The sequence below is a fragment of the Paenibacillus campinasensis genome, assembly GCF_002272015.1.
Lineage (GTDB): Bacteria > Bacillota > Bacilli > Paenibacillales > Paenibacillaceae > Paenibacillus_AQ > Paenibacillus_AQ campinasensis.
Genome location: NZ_NPBY01000071.1, coordinates 1 through 19,237 on the forward strand (window position 1 = coordinate 1; position 19,237 = coordinate 19,237).

The window sequence follows — 19,237 nt, forward strand, 5'->3', positions numbered from 1 at the left end:
TTGATTCCCCCTTTCCTTTGGATACGATTTATTTTACAATCGATAGTTGATAAATAAAAATATATATTAAGTTATAAATTCATATACTAAAGGTTATGAAAAGGAGGGTTATATTATGGAGCTGCTTCAGCTTCAATATTTCCGGACCGTTGCCCGCATGGAGCATATGACCAAGGCTGCGAAGGAGCTGCGCATTGCCCAGCCTGCCCTTAGCAAGACGATCGCCCGACTTGAGGAGGATTTGGGCGTCCCGCTATTTGATCGGCAAAACCGGCAGATCAAGCTGAATGAATTTGGCAGGGCTTTTTTGAAAAGTGTGGATACGGCATTGTCCGTGCTGGAGGAGGGACGCCGCGAAGTGGCAGATCTGGCGGGAATGGAGAAGGGCACCATTCGCCTTGCGACGACCGTCTTAAATCGCCTCTCGAAGGCGCTAGGCGCTTTCCGCGCGGCTCATCCCGAAGTAAACTTCCGAATTGTCCAGATTGCCCCCGGCTCGATGATGGATATGGTGGAGATGCTGGAGAACGGCGAGGTGGATTTGTGCTTTAATGGAGCCTCGCTAGAGGAAGAACGGCTTCGCGAGCTTCCCGTCCTGCGCGCCGAGGTCTTTCTGGCCGTACCGTCTGGGCATCGGCTGGAGGAGCGCGATTGCATCGCGCTTCGGGAAGTCGAAGGCGAGCCGTTCATCGAGTACAAAGCGGGCCATCCTTTCCGTAAAATGAACGACGAAAACTGCGAAGCCGCCGGCATTCGCAGGGACGTTGTCTGCGAGGTGGACGAACCGGAAGCGCTGTCGAGCCTTGTGGCTGCGGGCCTCGGATTGGCTTTTGTGCCAGGCTGCAAAGGCGACGACAAGCCGCCTTACTCGCTGGTACGGATCGAGACGCCTTCGTGCTACCGAACGTTCTCCGTCGCATGGCTGGAACGACGTTATTTGTCCAAAGCGGCGGTCCTATTCCGGGAGTTTCTGGTCGATTATTTCAGCAGGTTGCAGGAACCGGTGCAGCGCAAAGACGCGATGTGACGACTCGCGTCTTATTTTTTTCGGGTTAGGATTCCACATTGGACGAGGAAGCTCTGGGATCGTATACAGCTCTTATTGGGTGTTCTCTCTGTCAGACAACGGATGTTCCGAATAATGCAAATAATGCAAAAAGCGGTTTGAATCAAAACGGCGAGGGCCGAAGTTCACGCCTAAAAAATGGTTGCCTCCTTAGGAAGGATCTGGTATGATGGTGTCCTTCTCTCATTTTCGCCTTGTCTGAAGTGGACGGATTCACCGTCTAATATGCTTATCGGAGGTGTCACATGCTTTACTTCACTTTGGCCTCGAAGGCCTATGCCCGCAATTTGCAGTACCGTGGGGCCCACATGGTTCACAACATCGCCAGCGCGATGTTCGGCTTCATGTATGCCTGCATCTGGATCGGCCTCGGTGCTGATCATGCGCTCGGAGAATACGGGACGCAGGGAATGGTCGCTTATATCGCCTTCACGCAGTCTGCGCTCTGGGTCACCAGCTTCATCACGAACGGTCTGGGTATTCCCCAGACGGTCCGAACCGGACATATCTCGCTTGACCTCATGAGGCCTGTTCATCTGTTTCCCCACCTCATGGCTAGGGAATGGGGGCAAATCGCCTACCAATTCATCTACAAATCGATCCCGATCTATCTCGTGTATTACTTCGTGTTCTCCATTCAATTACCCGGCACGCTTACATCTTATCTTTACGTTGCCATCGCGCTGATCGGCGCTGCGTATCTGTCCATCTGCATGAACTATCTCATTGGCGCCTCGGCGTTATGGACGACGGAGTCCAGCTGGCTGTATTGGGGCAATCATGCCATGATCAACCTGCTTGCAGGCTTTTTTATTCCGATTGAATGGCTCCCGTCCTGGCTGCAAACGATCGCCTGGCTCTCTCCTTATCCGTATCTGCTGTATGTGCCGACAAGACTTTATCTAGGCTTTGGCGATGCCTCTTATTTATGGGGGACGCTGTTTTGGTGCGTACTGCTGACCCTCATCTGTTTGACGGCAACTTTGCTCCTTAGACGGAAGGTGGAGGTGCAGGGAGGATGACGATGAGATCCTGGATATCTCTGTATGCGCTGCTGATTCGAACGAGCATTCGCAGCCGCATGCAGTACAAGTTCAACTTTCTGCTCGGCACCCTGCTTGCTGCGCTGATCCAAATTTCTGAGTTTCTGATGGTGGCGATCGTGCTTTATAAATTCGGAGCGATCCAAGGCTGGTCCATGCATGAGATCGGATATCTGTTTGCTGTCATGACCTTATCCAAAACGATCTACCGCATGTTTGCCGACGAAGTGCATCATCTGGAAAAGTATCTGGTGAACGGGGAGCTGGATCAGCTGCTCACCCGGCCGATGCCGGTGCTGCTGGCATTGCTGCCGCAGAAATTCCGGCTCATGCCTGGGGAAATCCTGCAGGGCGGGTTTCTGCTCTGGTGGTCGCTTGACGGCATGATGGCGGACGGGCAGATCAGCTGGGTAGCGGTACCGTATACGCTGCTCATCATTGGCACGGGTGCGGTCATTTTGTTTTCCATTGGACTCGCGACAGCAACTTGCGGGTTCTGGATGACAAGAATTACCGTGTTGCAAAATTTGACGGAAGATGCCGCCCGTTCGGCAGCCCAGTATCCGCTGACGCTGTATCCAAAATGGATGATCTCGCTGCTGCTGTTTGCCATTCCGGTCGGACTGGTCAATTATGTGCCGGCCCTGTATATATTGCGCGGTGAACTCGGGGGATGGATACTGCCGCTGCTGGCTGTGGCGGCGCTGTTCTGCCTGCTGTTAAGCGTGAGGTTCTGGCAGTACGGAATTACGAAATATCAGAGCACCGGTAGCTAGAGGAGGAGAACGTGATGATCGAAGTGAGCAATATACGCAAGGAATTCAGAACACCGGTTGTGAAGCAGGGGCGCTTCTCGGGCCTGCGCACGCTGTTTACAAGGGAATATCGGCTGAAGGAGGCGGTCCGGGGCATCAGCTTTCAGGTGGAAGAAGGCGAATTTGTAGGCTATATCGGTCCGAACGGGGCCGGAAAATCGACAACGATCAAAATGCTGACGGGTATTCTGCACCCGACCTCGGGCCATGTGTCCATCGGAGGCCTGAGCCCGCATAAGGCCCGGCGCGAGGTCGTAAGAAATCTCGGCGTGGTGTTCGGGCAGCGGAGCCAGCTGTGGTGGGACCTTCCGGTGATAGACTCGTTTGATATTCTGGCCCGGATGTACGGGGTCAGGGAAACGGAGAAGGTGAAGCGCATGCGGCAGTTCGCGGAGCTGCTGGATTTGGAGTCGTTCTGGGCGACCCCGGTGCGGAAGCTGTCTCTGGGCCAGCGCATGCGCGCCGATCTCGCCGCTGCGATGCTCCACGATCCGGACGTGCTGTTTCTGGACGAGCCGACGATTGGCCTGGACGTCAACGCCAAGCGGAATATCCGGCAATTTTTGAAGCGTCTCAACACCGAGTTTGGCAAAACAATTCTGCTGACCACGCATGATATGGATGATATTGAACAGCTGTGCCGGCGCGTTATGGTGATTAATGACGGTCAGCTGTCCTATGACGGCACGGTCCGGTCGCTGCGGGATACGATTGGGCTGCCCACCGTCATTACGGTCACCTATCGGGGAGCTTTTCACATTCCCGAAGGCTACCGCATAAGCAAAGAGGCATCTGAACCCGAGCTGCCGATTCGGCTGAACATTATAGCGGTGGAGGATCATACCGTAACGATTGAGGTGAACCGGAAGGAGATTCATACGCTGGATATTCTGAATCTGCTGGCGCAATGGGGCGAACTGGCCGACGTTGACATGCAGGACCCGGATTTCGAGGACGTCATTCATAAGGTGTATTAGAATCATCCTATGGACAATTTGGGCAATCTTGTACTATATAATAGAACAGGCGAGAGAATGGGGAACCGCACAGGTTCCTCTTTACTTTTTGGTAAAAAACGTCATACAGTATAGAGACTAGACGCAAACAGGACAAACGGGAGCCTGACTGACTATATTAAAAGGGTGACGCACCATGAAGATAATGAAACGAATCTGGGTTGTTATCGGCAAGCATTATCACAAGAAACGGAACTGGGATCAGGCCTTGCACTATTTGCGCCGGGGCGAAAGCGCCATCACCAGCTTTGAGGATAAGATTCAGTATGCCAATCTGCTTCATCATAACGGTCATTCCGAGCAAGCGCTCGCTTATCTTGACGGAGTCATCGAAACGAGCGGCAGCAGCCGCGCTTATGAGCTCCGGGCTCATGTTTTGCGTGAACTGAACAGGGATGAAGAAGCCCTCCAGGATTTGAACCAGGCGCTTGGGCTGAACAAGGATCATTACCTCACCTGGTATACCCGGGGAATTACCAATAGAGATTTAGGGCACTATGACGAGGCCATCCGGGATCTGAAGGAGAGCATCAAGCGTGAAGATGCGAGCACCGTTACCTCTACCTATTATGAGCTGGGAATGGCCTACTACGATAGCGGGAACCCGGCGGAGGCGGTGAACTGTTTGCGGCAGAGTGTCGTCCGGCCGGATCGGGCCGTCCCGTTATACTATTACCGGCTGGCCGTCTCGCTCGGCTTGACCGGTCAGGTTCAGGAAGCGATTGAGGTGCTGCTGGAAGGAATCCGGCTTGCCGATCGGTATGCAGCCGCTGACGACGGTGGTTATGCCTTGTTCGCGAGTAGCTCGAATTACAGCCTCGATGCATTTGAGTCGTTCCAGCAGGAGATGGAGGAGGCTCAATTCTTCCGGCCGGCGATGGCGGAGCTTTATGTGCAGCTGGAGAATTGGGAACAGGCGGAGAAGTATATCACGGAAGCGATCGTGATGTATCCGGAAGACCACGAGCTGTATTTGAAGCGGGCAGCAATCCGCGCCAAAGCAGGCTGGAGAGCGAAGGCCGAGGCCGATCTGGAGCATGTGATCCAGGCTGCACCGGCGGACTATCGGGGCTATTTCGAACTGGCCAGAATGTACCGCGCAGAAGATCAGGAGGATCGGGCCTTCGAGTTAATCCGCAAGCTGTATGACCGGCTGCCTGAGCATCCGCTGGTGTGCTACTGGATGGCGGATGGCTATTATCGGCTGGGACGCAACGAGGAAGCGCTGGCGATGAACAACAAGCTGCTTGAGCTTGAGGATGACGATGCGCCGAATTATGTTCAGCGCGCCAACATTGGCATCGAGCTGTATGATCTGCCTTTGGCGGAAGCGGCGCTCAGACAGGCCCTTGAGCTTCAGGATGACGCCGAGTTTCACAACAAGCTGAGCTATGTCCTGTATTTGCAGGGGCGCAATGAAGAGGCGCTGATCGAGCTGCAGGAAGCTGCGAGGCTGGATGAAGACTTTGCGGATCATCCGACTTTCTTGACCGGAAGCGGACATATCTATAAGGAGATGAAGCTGTGGGATCTGGCGATTGATGCATATTCCCGCGCGATTGAGATCGTGCCTGGCAGTCCCAAGTTTTATGAGTTCCGGGCCGTCTGCTTTATCGAAACGGGACAGCTGGAGCGGGCGCTGGCCGATTGCTCGCAGGGGCTTGAGCTTGATCCGGAATTTGGCAGCTTGTACAGCCTGCGCAGCGGCGTCTATTACTCCATGCTCGACTATGCCCGGGCCAGGGAGGACACAATGAAATTTCTGTCGCTGGCGCCGGGGCATCCGGGCGCATACTTCCGTCTGGGTCAGATTCTCTACAAGGACAACGAGGAAGAAGAGGCGCTGAACGCCTTCAACCAGGTGCTGGAGATTATCCCGGATCACGCAGAGACCTATTTGTACAAAGCCTACATCTATTACCATCAATTCGAGATGGAAGATGCAGTTCAGGCGATTGTGAACTGGAGTCTCCATCTGGACAAGGAGATGCCGCCCGCACAGAAGGTCGAAGCGATCGAGGCGCTTGAAGGATTTGAGGAGGACATATTGAGCCGTGCAGTCGAGCGGCTGACCGGCATGTATGGCCAGCAGCTGTATTTATCCTGAAGTTTGGATGAACGAATGAACACCTGCCGTTTAATTTGTGGTATGATTCTATATGTTGCTCAAGCAATTACGCTCGCTGGCCGCAAGGCCGGGCGGGCTTTCTTCATGTTAGCACGGCGGCCAAGAAAGGGAGGGATTCTTCTGATATCGCTGCACAATGTCAGCAAAAGCTTTGTTACCGGGGGAACCCGCCATCAGGCGGTCGAGCCGGTATCACTTCATATTGAGGAAGGCAGCGTTCACGGCATTATCGGCACCAGCGGGGCAGGGAAATCGACGCTGCTGCGCATGATCAATGTGCTGGAGCGGCCCGATTCCGGTCAAGTTATGGTGAACGGGCAGGACCTGACACTGCTGGGAGAGCGGCAGCTGAGGGAAGCCAGAAGAGCGATCGGCATGATCTTTCAGCAATTCCAGCTGGTCAGCAACCGCACCGTGCTTGGCAATGTGGCTATGCCGCTTGAGCTGGCCAGGATGCCGAAGGCGGAGCGGATGAAGCGCGCTGCCGAGGTGCTGAAGTATGTCGGGCTTGAAGATAAGGCGAAGCATTACCCTTCACAGCTCAGCGGAGGCCAGAAGCAGCGGGTTGCGATTGCCCGGGCGCTGGCCAATTACCCGAAGGTGCTTCTATGCGATGAACCTACCTCTTCGCTTGACCCGAGGACGACGGCGGACATTCTATCGGTGCTGCAGGATATCAACCTTCAGCTTGGGGTGACGATTGTGATCGTGTCCCACGAAATGGATGTGGTAAACCGCATTTGTGATCATATATCGGTGATGGAGAGCGGACGATTGGTGACGACTTATCCGGTTGTGAAAGAGGGAGACCCGACATGAATGGGATGCAATTGGACGTTGTTCAGTATTTGCATGATTTCATGGCCCATGTGATGCCGTACCAGAAGGAAATCTGGCATGCGATTGGGGAGACGTTCGTGATGGTGGGCATTTCGATTGCCGCTGCGCTATGCCTGGGCCTTCCGGTCGGAACGCTGCTGTTCCTATGCCGCAAGGGTCAGCTGTACGAGAATCGTGCGGTGTTTTCCATCGTCAACGGTCTGGTGAACATCATCCGCTCCTTTCCGTTTCTGCTGCTCGTGGTGGCCATGATTCCGATCACCCGCATGATCGTTGGCACATCGCTGGGCACGGTAGCTGCGGCGGTGCCGCTATCCGTTGTAGCGATTGCCACCTATTCCAGACTGGTGGAGCAGTCGCTGCTCGAAGTGCCGAAGGAGGTTATCGAGGCCGCATCCTCCATGGGTGCTTCCACCCTGCAGCTGATCATCAAGTTTCTGTATGTCGAGGCGCGGTCCGGACTGACGCTGGGCCTCACCACATCGACAATCAGCTTTATTTCCTACTCCACCGTGATGGGTATCGTCGGGGGCGGCGGTGTCGGGGACTTTGCCATCCGCTATGGATACCAGCGATTCGAGAATGAGCTCATGGTATTTACGATTATCGTCATGATCATACTGGTACAATCCATCCAGTTTGGCGGCAGCCTGGCCGCAAGGCTGCTGGATAAGAGAAGGGCCTGATAAGGGGCCGTGATACAACGAAGCGAGAGCAATCGCGATATTTTTATAAACTTGGGGGTTAGATCAACATGAAATATAAAGCACTTGCACTATTTATGTCCGTGATGCTGGTTCTGGCCGGCTGCGGGCAACAGCCTGCAGAAGAGGGAACATCCGGCAGCGACGGCGCAGAATCCGCGCCTGCACAACCTGTGAAGCTGAAGGTTGCATCGCTCATTCCGCCGATGACGGAAGTGCTCGATCTGGTGAAACCGAAGCTTCAGGAGGAGGGCATTGAGCTGGAGGTCGTTATTTTGTCGGATAACGTGCAGCCGAACAATGCGCTTGCCAACAAGGAAGTGGATGCGAACTTCTTCCAGCATGTGCCGTACATGGAAGAGTACAACGCCAACAACGGCTCCGAGCTCGTGCCTGTAGTTCCGATCTACAACGCGGTATTCGGAGCATATTCGAAGCGTTACAGCGATATTGAGGAGCTGCCGGACGGTGCGACAATCGCCATTCCGAACGATCCTTCCAACATTGGCCGCTCCCTGGTCATGTTCGAGAAGGAAGGGCTGATCAAGCTCAAGGAGGGTGTCGGCATTAAGGCGACCCAGGCAGACATTGTCGAGAACAACAGAAACTTCAAGTTCCAGGAAGTCGATCTGCTGATGCTGGCGCGCACGCTGGACGATGTGGACATGGTGGCGATGACACCGGCCTATGCGAAGCCGCTCGGCTTGACGCCGAACAAGGATGCGCTCATTACGGAGGGCAATGATTCGGCGTTTACGATCACGTTGATCGCACGCAAGGATAACGTCGATTCCGAGCCGATTCAGAAGCTGGCCGAAGCCATGACGAGCCCGGAAGTGAAAGCCTTCTTCGAAGAGAATTATTCGGATATTGCGCTTCCTGCATTTTAAGGAATGTCTGTGCAGCCGTACCCTAAGAAACAGGGCGCGGCTGCTTTTTAATGTCCATCATGGATTATGGTATACTCATTTTGATTGATGAAGCCGGGGTCACATATAGAAGCCCTAAACCGTAATAGGAGTTGAGAGTATGAAAAACGAAGTAATCGACAGACTCGTGAGGTACGCCCAGGTGGATACACAATCGGACGAGAACAGCAGCACCTGCCCTTCCACTCCGGGACAGCTGACGCTGGCTCGCATGCTGGTGGAAGAACTGAAGGAGATCGGCATGCAGGAAGTGACCATGGACGAGAACGGCTATGTGATGGCAACCCTTCCGGCGAACACGGACAAGGATGTGCCGACGATCGGGTTCCTTGCCCACGTGGATACAGCCACTGACTTTACCGGAGCGGGTGTAAAGCCACAGATCGTGGACAGTTATGATGGCGGGGATATCGTACTTAACGAGGGGCAGCAGGTGATTCTTTCCCCTAAAGACTTCCCCGAGCTGGCACGCTACAAGGGGCATACGCTGATTACAACCGACGGCACGACGCTGCTGGGCGCTGACGACAAGGCCGGAATTGCCGAGATCATGACGGCGATGGCCTACTTGATTCAGCATCCGGAGCTGAAGCACGGCCGGATTCGCGTAGGCTTTACGCCTGATGAGGAGATTGGCCGGGGGCCGCACAAGTTCGATGTGGAAGGCTTTGGCGCCAAGTATGCGTATACGATGGACGGCGGCCCGCTTGGAGAGCTGCAATATGAAAGCTTCAATGCCGCGGCAGCCCTGGTGACGTGCAAGGGCAAAAATGTTCATCCTGGCACGGCAAAAGACAAAATGGTGAACGCCGCCAAAATCGCCATGGAACTGCATGGCATGCTCCCGGCAGGCGAGGCGCCGGAGTTTACGGAGGGCTATGAGGGCTTCTATCATCTCACTTCCATTGAAGGCGATGTAGAGCTGACCGAGCTCCGGTATATTATCCGCGATCATGATCGGGAGCGTTTTGAAGCAAGGAAGAGCACACTGGCCTCCATCGTGGAGCAGCTCCAGCGCAAGTATGGCGAAGAGCGGATTATACTTCAGATGCGCGATCAGTATTACAATATGAGAGAGAAGATTGAGCCTGTAAAAGAAGTGGTGGACATTGCCCAGACCGCGATGGAGAAGCTTGGCATCAAGCCGATCATCGAACCGGTTCGCGGGGGAACCGACGGCTCGCAGCTGTCTTATATGGGATTGCCGACACCGAATATTTTCACCGGCGGCGAGAACTTTCACGGGCGATTCGAGTACATATCCGCCGACAATATGGTGCTGGCGGTGAAGACCATAATCGAAATCGTGCAGCTGTATGAAGCGCAGGCCTAAGCCTGCAGCGTATAGGAAGCAGCGGAGCAGCTGTGCCCCGCAGCCTGCTTAAAGGAAGGATATCGCAGCGGTGTAAGCCCGGGAGCGGCATCGAAGCATACAGCTTCGGTGCCGCGTACCCGGGCTTTTTCTATGAGTCTCCTTTTCGCGGAGGAGCGGACAGAATCGGCGCGATGATATGTTCTGATTGCGGGGTGCGCTGAAGTCATGCCATGATAGCTGTACACGATCGCAAGGGAGTGATGCCGAAATATGTCGTTCAAAATGATGAAAGCGCTGTCTCGAGGAGCCCCGATCTCACTGACGTTGAAGAAACGAATCCTGATGATTTTTACCGCAAGCACGTTAATCCCCTTTATTAGTACAGCGTTTGTGTCGTACAACGCCATTACCTCCATCCAGAACACCAAGCTGCAGTCCAGCATTGAGAGCAATCTCCGGCAGGTTCAGCTGTCGCTGGAGACCACGATCAGCAACCTGAATCATGTATCCCAGCAGCTTGCATATCAAGGCAGCATCGGCAAGCAGCTGGAACAGTTTCTGCTGGAAAGAGAGCCTTACGGGCGCATCTGGCGCACCGAAGATATCAAGACGCAGCTCAATCTGATCACTTTTACCAATCCGAATATCGGGCTTACCACCTATTATTTCAGCCAGAGCGGCGCGACGCTGTTCGAGAATTCTGATGTCAAGGACACGTTTAATCTGGAGTCTCTTCCGCTCTTGGCACGATATTATACCATTTCCTATTACGGGCCTCATATTAGCCAGGACGTCCTCAGCAACCAATATGTGCTGTCAGCGCTGCGCAAGGTGGAGCTCCCGGAGTACGATGATATTTACGTCTATGTGGAATCCGGCTTCAAGCTTACGCAGAACATTCTGGAGACCGACAGAATTGGCAAGCATATGGGACATTTGATCCTCGACAATGACGGGCGCATCTCGTTCAGCGAAGTGCAGGATGTGTTTCCGGAGAATATGCGTCTCCCCGAAATGATAACCGACTCCTCCGGCGTATATAACGGCTATTATTGGAATAAAAGTACCAGCAATCAGGGCTGGAGCATCGTCTCATTGATTCCGGCCGCGGATTACAATGCCGAGCGGAACCTGTGGCTGCTTCAGATGGGAGGACTTTCGGCGCTGTTCGGTGCGGTCAGTCTGGGGCTCGCCTGGCTGCTATGGGCAATGGTGTACCACCCGCTGCGCAAATTCCAGGCTGAGATCAAGCATATGACAGATAACAGCTATCGTCCGGCTGATGAGAAGGCTGCCGCTCGCATTCCGGAATTCGAGCATGTGCTTCGGCAGTTTCGGCGGATGAAGGCGCAGATTGCCGAGCTGTTCGCAGACGTGGAGCGGAAGGAGAAGCGGAGAGCTGACCTTGAAATCGAGAAGCTGCTGTACCAGATTAATCCGCATTTTCTAATGAATACGCTGGATACGGCTCATTGGCTGGCCGTTATGAATGGGCAGGAGGAAATCGACCGGCTCGTAACGTCGCTGAACAAGCTGCTGTATTATAACCTGGGCAAGCTTGGCAAGATTTCAACGATTGGCGAAGAGATCGAATCCCTCAGAGCTTATCTGACACTACAGCAAATCCGATACGATTTTCGGTTTGACGTTCATATTCATGCGGATGAAGCGCTCCTGGATACGCCGGTTCCACGGTTCATCCTCCAGCCGCTCGTAGAAAATGCCCTCTACCACGGCCTGAAGGATGACGGCCGGATTGAGGTGGAAGTGCGTCCGGACGGGGAGATGGCCGAAATCGCCATCCGGGACAATGGCATGGGCATTCCGGAGGCGGCGCTGCGCAGGCTGCTGGAGCAGGAGGAAGCCGATCATGAGAAGGTTGGCATGGGCATTGGATTGAACTATGTGAAGCGGATGCTGGCCGCACATTACGAAGGGCAGGCCGTGCTGAATCTGGACAGCATGAGCGGTCAAGGCACGACCGTTGTACTGCGGCTGCCGATGACAGGAGGGGATCGGGATGATGAAAGTATTGATTGTGGATGACGACAAGCTGGTGCGTAAAGGGCTGCTCTCTGCCATGCCGTGGACAAGCTTCAGCATGGAGGTGGTGCATGATGCAGCGAGCGGCGAGAAAGCGCTGGAATGGCTTGAAGGTAACGAGGCCGACATTCTGTTCACGGATCTGGCGATGCCGGTCATGTCCGGCATCGAATTGATGCGGGAGGTGCGGCGCCTGTATCCTGAGATGTATATCGTTGTGCTGACGCTGCATCAGAACTTTGAATATGTACAGGAGGCGCTGAGGCTCGGCGCCATCGATTATATAGCGAAAATTCAGCTGGAGAAGGAGCATTTTGAGGAGGTGCTGGGTCGGATTCGGAAGCGAATCGCAGAGGAAGAGGCGAAGCGTTATGACGGGGCCGCTCGTGATCCTGGCCATTCCTCATCCCGGATGCAGCAGCCCGAGACAGTGAACATCGGGTCTGCCCAGCCGCAGCTGCCACAGCTGCCGCAAGAAGGGCAGGGACACAAGTATTCCCCCGAGGTGGTCGAGAGCATTCGAGCCGCGGTGGCCATCATGCACGCAGAGCTTGATCAGCCGCTCTATGCCGTTGACGTATCCAGGCGGGTCAACATGAGCAGAAGCTATTTCAATCAGTGCTTCAAGGATCTGGTGGGTCAGCCCTTCAATGATTACTTACGCTGGTGCCGGATTGAGCAGGCGAAGGTGTACCTGAGGGAAACATCCAAGCCGATTCCGTGGATTGCCGGAAGAACGGGTTATCTGGATGAGAAGTACTTCAGCAGAGTGTTCCGGCGACTCACCTCGATGCTGCCCAGCGAGTACCGCCAACACTGCCGAAGCCACCGTTCCGCTCCAGTTGATGAACGATTATGACTAGCGGGAAGCTAAGGAACCCGACCCATGAAGCTCTTCATCGGCTTCCGGGGAGGCGGAAGGTTAGACATCTGACCGATAAGAGGGGGAGATTTGACCGGCATCAGGAAAGGGGCTGTAAATGCTCGTATTTTTCGTTCATATCTCACCCTGGATTGACGCCATCCATCCAACTTAAAGCGCTTTCATATATGTTAACTTGGATACAGGTATTCAAACATACTCATCTGTTGATTTCGAAGGGGGAGGAATGAAGGGATGAAAAAGGTAGGTTTGCTTGGATTAACACTGTTGCTTGTGTTCCTGACGGCTTGCAGCGGAGGCGGCAGCAGTACTGGTCCTGCATCCGCGGGTGCGGATGGCGGCGGGGCGGTGAAGGAGGAGACGCCCGATCCGTTCGGAAAGTATGAGGAGACGATTACGCTGACGTACGGCAAATCGGTGGATGCTACGGATAAAAGCTTGCCGGTTGGCGATACACCCGAGACCAATCAGTATTCCCGTTACGTCAAGGACATGCTGAACATAGACACCAAGGTGTCCTGGCAGGCGGCTTCGGGGCCCAACTACGATCAGAAGGTGAATCTGTCCATCTCCAGCAACGATCTGCCGGATGCGCTGGTCGTGAATGACATGCAGCTCAGGCAGATGGTGAAGGCGGGCCAGCTGGCTGACCTGACTGACATCTATGATCGTTACGCTTCGCCCAGCATGAAAAGCTTCATTGAAAAAACCGGCGGCATCGCCGCTCAGTCCGTCACATTCGATGGCAAAATGTATGCCATTCCAAGCGTGCAGGTGCATGCGGATGGCGTGCATCAGCTCTGGATTCGCAAGGATTGGCTGGATAAGCTCGGCCTGGAGCCGCCCCGGACGATCGATGATCTTGAAAAAGTAGCGGAGGCTTTTGTTACCCAAGACCCGGATGGCAACGGGAAGGACGACACCATCGGCATTTCCGGACCGGAAAGCGGCGGCCTGCTGTACGCTCATTTCCTGGCTTCAACGAACAACCTGTACGGGCTTGATCCTGTGTTTGGCGCCTTCCGGGCTTACCCGGGCTTCTGGATCGAAGGTGAGGACGGAGATCCGGTATACGGCTCAATACTGCCGGAAACGAAGGAGGCGCTCGGCAAGCTGCGTGACTGGTATGCGAAAGGGCTGATCGACCGGGAGATCGGCGTCCGTAAGGATGCCCATGAGCCGGTCAAAAGCGGTCAGTCCGGCATCTTCTTCGCTCCGTGGTGGATGGGCTACGGTCCGCTGCCCGATGCGATCAAGAATGACCCGGATGCCAACTGGCAGGCCTATCTGCTTCCACTGGATTCGGAAGGTCAGTTTAATGCCCGGATGGGCACATCTTCCACCCAGTTCGTGGTCGTCCGGAAAGACTATGAACATCCGGAGGCCGTGGTCAAAATGCTCAATCTGCTGATACGTGATGAGGCGAAGTTTGATATCAGCGTAGGCATCGGCTACTACCCGCTGCGCGTGCCGCAATCGGCGCCGGATGAGAGCGAATATTCCGCCAAGGCACTGCAGGAAGTGCTGGCCGGCACCAAGACGCCCGAGGATTTCAACGATCCGGGATACAAGCTGCTTGCCGCCGACCTGCAGAATGTCAAAAAAGTGAAAAAAGAGCCGTATGACAACATGGATATCCAGTATTGGGACCCGCAGGCCGACCTTGGCGTATGGAGCCGCCAGTATTCGCTCCTGGTCGGGGCGTCCACACTCCTTGAGGACTATAACAAAGTGTACAGCCTGCTCTATTCCCAAACGAAAACGATGGAATCCCGCTGGACGAACCTGAAAAAGCTGGAGGACGAAACCTTTCTGAAAATTATCGTAGGTGCCGCTCCGCTCGAGGAGTTCGATACGTTTGTTGACAATTGGAAGAAGCAAGGCGGCGACAAAATTACCGAAGAGGTAAAAGAATACATCCAGCAGTAAACCTTCCTGATGAACGTTCGCCTCTGGACGAGGTGAAGGATAGGGGTGACCTATGAACAACCGCAGCTTTTCCAAGCATTACTATTTGATGCTGCTTCCCGGCATGGTTTGGTTGATTCTGATCAGTATTGTGCCGATGTTTGGCATCGTCATCGCGTTTCAGGACTTTAATCCGGGTGCGGGCTTCTTCCGCTCGGCCTGGATTGGGCTTGAAAATTTTGATTATATGTTTGCGCTCTCGGACATACGCTCGATCTTTTTTAACACGGTGTTCATTGCCGTCATGAAGATGGCCGCTCACCTGGTGGTTCCGCTTGTGTTTGCTCTCATGCTCAATGAGCTGCGGCTCGCGCTTATCAAGCGCTGGATTCAGACGATTGTATACTTGCCGCATTTTCTGTCATGGGTCATTCTGGCCGGCATTTTACTGGATATTTTCTCTTTTAGCGGGCCGGTCAACGGACTGCTCAAGGCGCTGGGGTTTGAGCCTGTACTGTTTTTCGCCAATTCGACGCTGTTCCCGTTCATGGTTGTGGCCAGCGATGTGTGGAAGGAATTCGGATTTAACACCATTATCTATTTGGCAGCTCTGACGGGCATCAGCCCGGTGCTGTATGAGGCTGCGGCGATTGACGGGGCCTCGAGGTTCCGCCGGCTCTGGCATGTGACGCTGCCGGGGATTACCACCACGATTGTGCTGCTTGCGGTGCTGAGCCTCGGAAACGTGCTGAATGCGGGCTTTGATCAAATCTTCAACCTGTATAACCCGCTGGTCTACTCGACCGGAGATATTATTGACACATGGGTGTACCGGGAGGGGCTGCTCAATTTGCAGTACGGTCTGGCGACAGCGGTCGGGCTGCTGAAGTCGGTGGTCAGCTTCATCCTGATCATTATCTCGTATGCACTGGCTTCAAGATTCGCGAATTATCGCATCTTCTAAAGGGATCGTATGCGTTCAAGAACAACCTGCAAAGGAGGGATAAAGAGGTGGTCAAGGAATCTACAATCGGCTCCAAAATATTCGATGGGCTTCTTCTTGCCATTCTTCTGCTCATTACCGCACTCTGTCTCGTTCCGCTGATCTATACGCTGGCCGTGTCTCTGAGCGAGAAGTCCGCGGCAGCGGCAGGCAGGGTATGGCTGTGGCCGGTCGGCTTCAATTTCAACTCTTACAAGCAGATTATGGGAGATGGCGCTTTCTTCCGCTCGTTCCTGACCTCCGTTCAACGGGTGGTTCTGGGCGGCATTATTTCCACCGGCATAGGGACGCTGATGGCTTACCCGCTGTCCAAGTCCCCGCGCCAATTCCGGCTGCGCAACGTGTTCATGTGGTTTCTCATCTTTGCGATGCTGTTTAACGGCGGGCTGATTCCGTGGTATATGACGATGAAGTCGCTCGGGCTGATGGACAATATCTGGGCTTTGGTGCTTGGCGGAGGTCTTCCGGTCTTCCATGTCATCCTGATCATTAACTATTTCCGCAATCTGCCCAAGGAGATGGAGGAGGCTGCGCTCGTGGACGGCGCCGGACCGTGGCGGATGCTGTGGAGCGTGTTTGTGCCGCTGGCCGTGCCGGTTCTTGCCACCGTTCTGCTTTTTACCATTGTGTATCACTGGAATGAGTTCTTTCATGGGCTGGTGCTGATGTCCAGACAGGATCATTATCCGCTTCAAACTTATATTCAGCAGCTTGTTGTCATTATCGACGCGGCCAACATGACCGAGGATCAGTACAAGCGGATGAACGAGCTGTCGAATCAGACGCTGAACAGCGCCAAAATTTTCATCGCAATGATTCCCGTGCTCGTGGTGTATCCGTTCTTGCAGCGGTTCTTCATTCACGGCATCACCCTCGGGTCGGTCAAAGAATAAGCAGGGATGGCGGCGCTCCCGGATTTACCCAAGGATTAAGGATTAAGGATTCAGGGGCAACCGTCATCCTTCCTGGTTATGACAGGCTTCTCACCGGCTTCACCGACGGAAGCTGCCCCGGCCCTTCCTTATTCGGACTGCCGCCGATATTCGCTTGGTGTCATGCCGGTCCACTTGCGGAACTGCTTGGAGAAATAAAGGGCGTCGTTAAATCCGACCGAGGCGGCAATCTCGTGAATGGAGAAGGAGGTATTCATCAGGGACTTGGCTTTGTCGATTCTCACCTTCATCAAATACTGCATTGGCGACAGGCCTGTATGCTGCTTGAACAATTTGGACAGATGAGCCCGATGATAGCCAAGCGTCTTGGCCATCTGGTCGATCGACAGCTGCTGATGGTACTGGGTAGATATCCATCGCTCCGCCTGTCGGACCCCTCTTTCAATATCGGAGGTATCCGGCTCGGGCAGCTGCGCGTAATTGAGCATGGCCAGCTTGTGCAGCAGCAATTTCAGCCAGCCCGAGGCTTCGAGATCCTCCAGCCACGGGTAGGCGGACTGGTTGAAGCCCAGCCGGATGTGCTGGTACATAAGCGAAAGGCTGTCCAGTGCTTCCTGACCGCTGCAGCGGATGATCGGCCTGGCTGGCGTAACGCCCATGTCGCTCATGAGCAGAGGGGCTCCTTTCACTTGAAAGGCTACCCACTGGTAGTGCCACGGATTTCGTTCATGCGCCTCATAGCTGAACAGCACGCCCGGCAGAATAACGAAGGTATCCCCGGCCCGGCATGCATGAGACTTGCCTGCGCACTCGAAGAATCCTTCGCCTGACAGCACGGTATGAATGAGGCAGTAATCATGAATCATCGGCCCGACCTTGTGGCGAGGAATGGGTCTGCCTTCACCGCTGAACAGCACAGCCAGATCATGCCCGCCGGGGGCAGGGTTCGTTCCGATTTCATACAGCGTATGATCCGGTGAAATCGACATATACGGGTAAGTCCTCCTTGATGGTGAATGGTGGTGAAGGGCCTCGGCCGGGTGCTGAGAGGCCTGCCGGCGCCTTCCGCATGCTTGACACTAGCTTAGCCAATGAGACGACAAATGTCCATATCGTGATTGTTTTGCTCCATATTCAAAGGAAGCCGATTCCCTTATAGTTAACTTGTGAAAGCGGATTATTCCATAGAATATAGGGAGGAACATAACGATGTCCAAAATTACATTTATCGGAGCAGGAAGTACCGTATTTGCTAAAAACGTGCTGGGCGACTGCATGCAGACGCCTGCTTTGCAAGGGTTCGAGCTGGCTTTGTATGATATCGATCCGGTTCGTCTCCAAGACTCCGAGAACATGCTGAATAATATAAAGAAAACGAGCGGGAGCACTTGTGTCGTCAAATCGTACAGCGACCGCAAGGAAGCGCTGCGCGGTGCCAAATATGTCGTCAATGCCATTCAGGTCGGCGGCTATGATCCTTGTACGATCACGGATTTTGAAGTTCCGAAGAAGTATGGCCTGAGACAGACGATCGCTGATACCGTCGGCATCGGAGGCATCTTCCGGAACCTGCGCACCATCCCCGTCATGATGGATTTTGCCGCTGATATTCGCGAAGTATGTCCGAACGCCCTGTTCCTGAACTACACCAATCCGATGGCGGTGCTAACTAACGCCATGATTACCCTTGGCGGCGTGCAGACCGTAGGACTGTGCCACAGCGTACAGGTATGCGTGCCGGATCTGTTCAAGAACCTGGGCATGGACCCGACAGGCGTTCAGTCCAAAATCGCCGGCATCAACCATATGGCCTGGCTGCTTGAAGTGACGAAGGATGGCGTGGACCTGTATCCGGAGATCAAGCGCCGTGCTGCCGAGAAGCAGAAGGAGAAGCATCACGATATGGTTCGCCTGGAGATGATGCTTAATTTCGGATATTACATTACCGAATCCTCCGAGCATAATGCGGAATATCATCCGTACTTCATCAAGCGCAATTATCCGGAGCTGATTGAGCGCTTTAACATTCCGCTGGATGAGTATCCGCGCCGCTGCGTCAGCCAGATTGAAGAGTGGAAGGCAAGACGTGAGGAACTGGTCAACAACAAGGATCTTGAGCATCATCGTTCCCATGAGTACGCCTCGTATATTATGGAAGCGATAGAGACGAATGTGCCGTTCAAAATCGGAGGCAACGTTATGAACCAAGGGCTCATTACGAACCTGCCGAAGGAAGCTTGCGTGGAGGTGCCGTGCCTGGTGGACGCCAGCGGCGTGACACCTACCTTCGTCGGCGACCTGCCACCGCAATGCGCGGCGCTGAACCGCACCAACATCAACACGCAGCTGCTTACGCTGGAGGCGGCGGCCACAGGCAAGCGGGAGCATATCTACCATGCGGCGATGCTGGACCCGCACACAGCGGCAGAGCTGTCCATAGACGATATCAGAAGTCTCTGTGATGACTTGATTGAAGCGCATGGTGATTGGCTGCCGAAATTCTCTTAATCCTTACATCATGCGAGTGATGGGGCCCGGTCAAGGAGGTATCCTTCAACCGGGCTTTTTTTATGGAATCAGACATGACAAGACTACATATATTCGTTTTAGAAAGCGTTTACAAAAAGCAGGGGAGTACCTGCACGGGTGTT

The 19,237-nt window shown here is 54.1% G+C and carries 16 protein-coding genes; 15 read left to right on the forward strand and 1 reads right to left on the reverse strand.

The features are described from left to right. Positions 1 to 115: 115 nt before the first annotated feature. From CHH67_RS20835 to CHH67_RS20900, 14 genes are all read left to right on the forward strand, one after another. Positions 116 to 1,027, forward strand: coding sequence for a LysR family transcriptional regulator (locus CHH67_RS20835; protein WP_095267305.1), 912 nt, complete (start codon positions 116 to 118; stop codon positions 1,025 to 1,027). 284 nt (positions 1,028 to 1,311) lie between these two features. After that, complete coding sequence (locus tag CHH67_RS20840; protein WP_095267306.1) at positions 1,312 to 2,088, forward strand: ABC transporter permease; 777 nt, start codon at positions 1,312 to 1,314, stop codon at positions 2,086 to 2,088. Continuing rightward, the gene (locus CHH67_RS20845) at positions 2,085 to 2,885 is read left to right on the forward strand and encodes an ABC transporter permease (protein ID WP_095267307.1); all 801 of its coding nucleotides are present in this window, start codon (positions 2,085 to 2,087) and stop codon (positions 2,883 to 2,885) included. The genes CHH67_RS20840 and CHH67_RS20845 overlap by 4 nt, the downstream gene beginning before the upstream one ends. 14 nt (positions 2,886 to 2,899) lie before the next feature. Next, complete coding sequence (locus CHH67_RS20850; protein WP_095267308.1) at positions 2,900 to 3,901, forward strand: ABC transporter ATP-binding protein; 1,002 nt, start codon at positions 2,900 to 2,902, stop codon at positions 3,899 to 3,901. Between the two features lie 175 nt (positions 3,902 to 4,076). Beyond that, on the forward strand, positions 4,077 to 6,047 hold the full coding sequence (locus CHH67_RS20855; RefSeq protein ID WP_095267309.1) for a tetratricopeptide repeat protein: 1,971 nt from the start codon (positions 4,077 to 4,079) through the stop codon (positions 6,045 to 6,047). A gap of 141 nt (positions 6,048 to 6,188) precedes the next feature. Then, positions 6,189 to 6,887 carry a methionine ABC transporter ATP-binding protein gene (locus CHH67_RS20860; protein WP_095267335.1) on the forward strand — a complete coding sequence of 233 codons (699 nt, stop codon included), beginning with the start codon at positions 6,189 to 6,191 and terminating at the stop codon, positions 6,885 to 6,887. 5 nt (positions 6,888 to 6,892) lie between these two features. After that, a complete protein-coding gene (locus CHH67_RS20865; protein WP_095267336.1) occupies positions 6,893 to 7,594 on the forward strand; it encodes a methionine ABC transporter permease in 702 nt (233 codons plus the stop codon). 68 nt (positions 7,595 to 7,662) lie between these two features. Further along, complete coding sequence (locus CHH67_RS20870; RefSeq protein ID WP_095267310.1) at positions 7,663 to 8,502, forward strand: MetQ/NlpA family ABC transporter substrate-binding protein; 840 nt, start codon at positions 7,663 to 7,665, stop codon at positions 8,500 to 8,502. A 139-nt stretch (positions 8,503 to 8,641) separates the two neighbouring features. Further along, positions 8,642 to 9,874, forward strand: coding sequence for a peptidase T (gene pepT, locus CHH67_RS20875; protein ID WP_095267311.1), 1,233 nt, complete (start codon positions 8,642 to 8,644; stop codon positions 9,872 to 9,874). A gap of 252 nt (positions 9,875 to 10,126) precedes the next feature. Then, complete coding sequence (locus tag CHH67_RS20880) at positions 10,127 to 11,902, forward strand: sensor histidine kinase (protein WP_176475625.1); 1,776 nt, start codon at positions 10,127 to 10,129, stop codon at positions 11,900 to 11,902. After that, positions 11,877 to 12,758 carry a response regulator transcription factor gene (locus CHH67_RS27230; RefSeq protein WP_095267312.1) on the forward strand — a complete coding sequence of 294 codons (882 nt, stop codon included), beginning with the start codon at positions 11,877 to 11,879 and terminating at the stop codon, positions 12,756 to 12,758. Before CHH67_RS20880 ends, CHH67_RS27230 begins: the two co-directional genes overlap by 26 nt. Positions 12,759 to 13,016: 258 nt before the next feature. Then, positions 13,017 to 14,711: an extracellular solute-binding protein gene (locus CHH67_RS20890; protein ID WP_095267313.1), complete on the forward strand. Its 1,695-nt coding sequence runs from the start codon at positions 13,017 to 13,019 to the stop codon at positions 14,709 to 14,711. 52 nt (positions 14,712 to 14,763) lie between these two features. After that, a complete protein-coding gene (locus CHH67_RS20895; protein ID WP_095267314.1) occupies positions 14,764 to 15,654 on the forward strand; it encodes an ABC transporter permease in 891 nt (296 codons plus the stop codon). Between the two features lie 47 nt (positions 15,655 to 15,701). Next, a complete protein-coding gene (locus tag CHH67_RS20900; RefSeq protein WP_095267315.1) occupies positions 15,702 to 16,586 on the forward strand; it encodes a carbohydrate ABC transporter permease in 885 nt (294 codons plus the stop codon). A 128-nt stretch (positions 16,587 to 16,714) separates the two neighbouring features. Here the strand turns inward: CHH67_RS20900 and CHH67_RS20905 are convergent, their stop codons facing one another. Then, a complete protein-coding gene (locus CHH67_RS20905) occupies positions 16,715 to 17,575 on the reverse strand; it encodes a helix-turn-helix transcriptional regulator (protein WP_095267316.1) in 861 nt (286 codons plus the stop codon). 220 nt (positions 17,576 to 17,795) lie between these two features. On the opposite strand from CHH67_RS20905, the gene melA reads away from it, so the two are divergent. Further along, a complete protein-coding gene (gene melA / locus CHH67_RS20910) occupies positions 17,796 to 19,094 on the forward strand; it encodes an alpha-glucosidase/alpha-galactosidase (RefSeq protein WP_095267317.1) in 1,299 nt (432 codons plus the stop codon). Positions 19,095 to 19,237 lie beyond the last annotated feature (143 nt).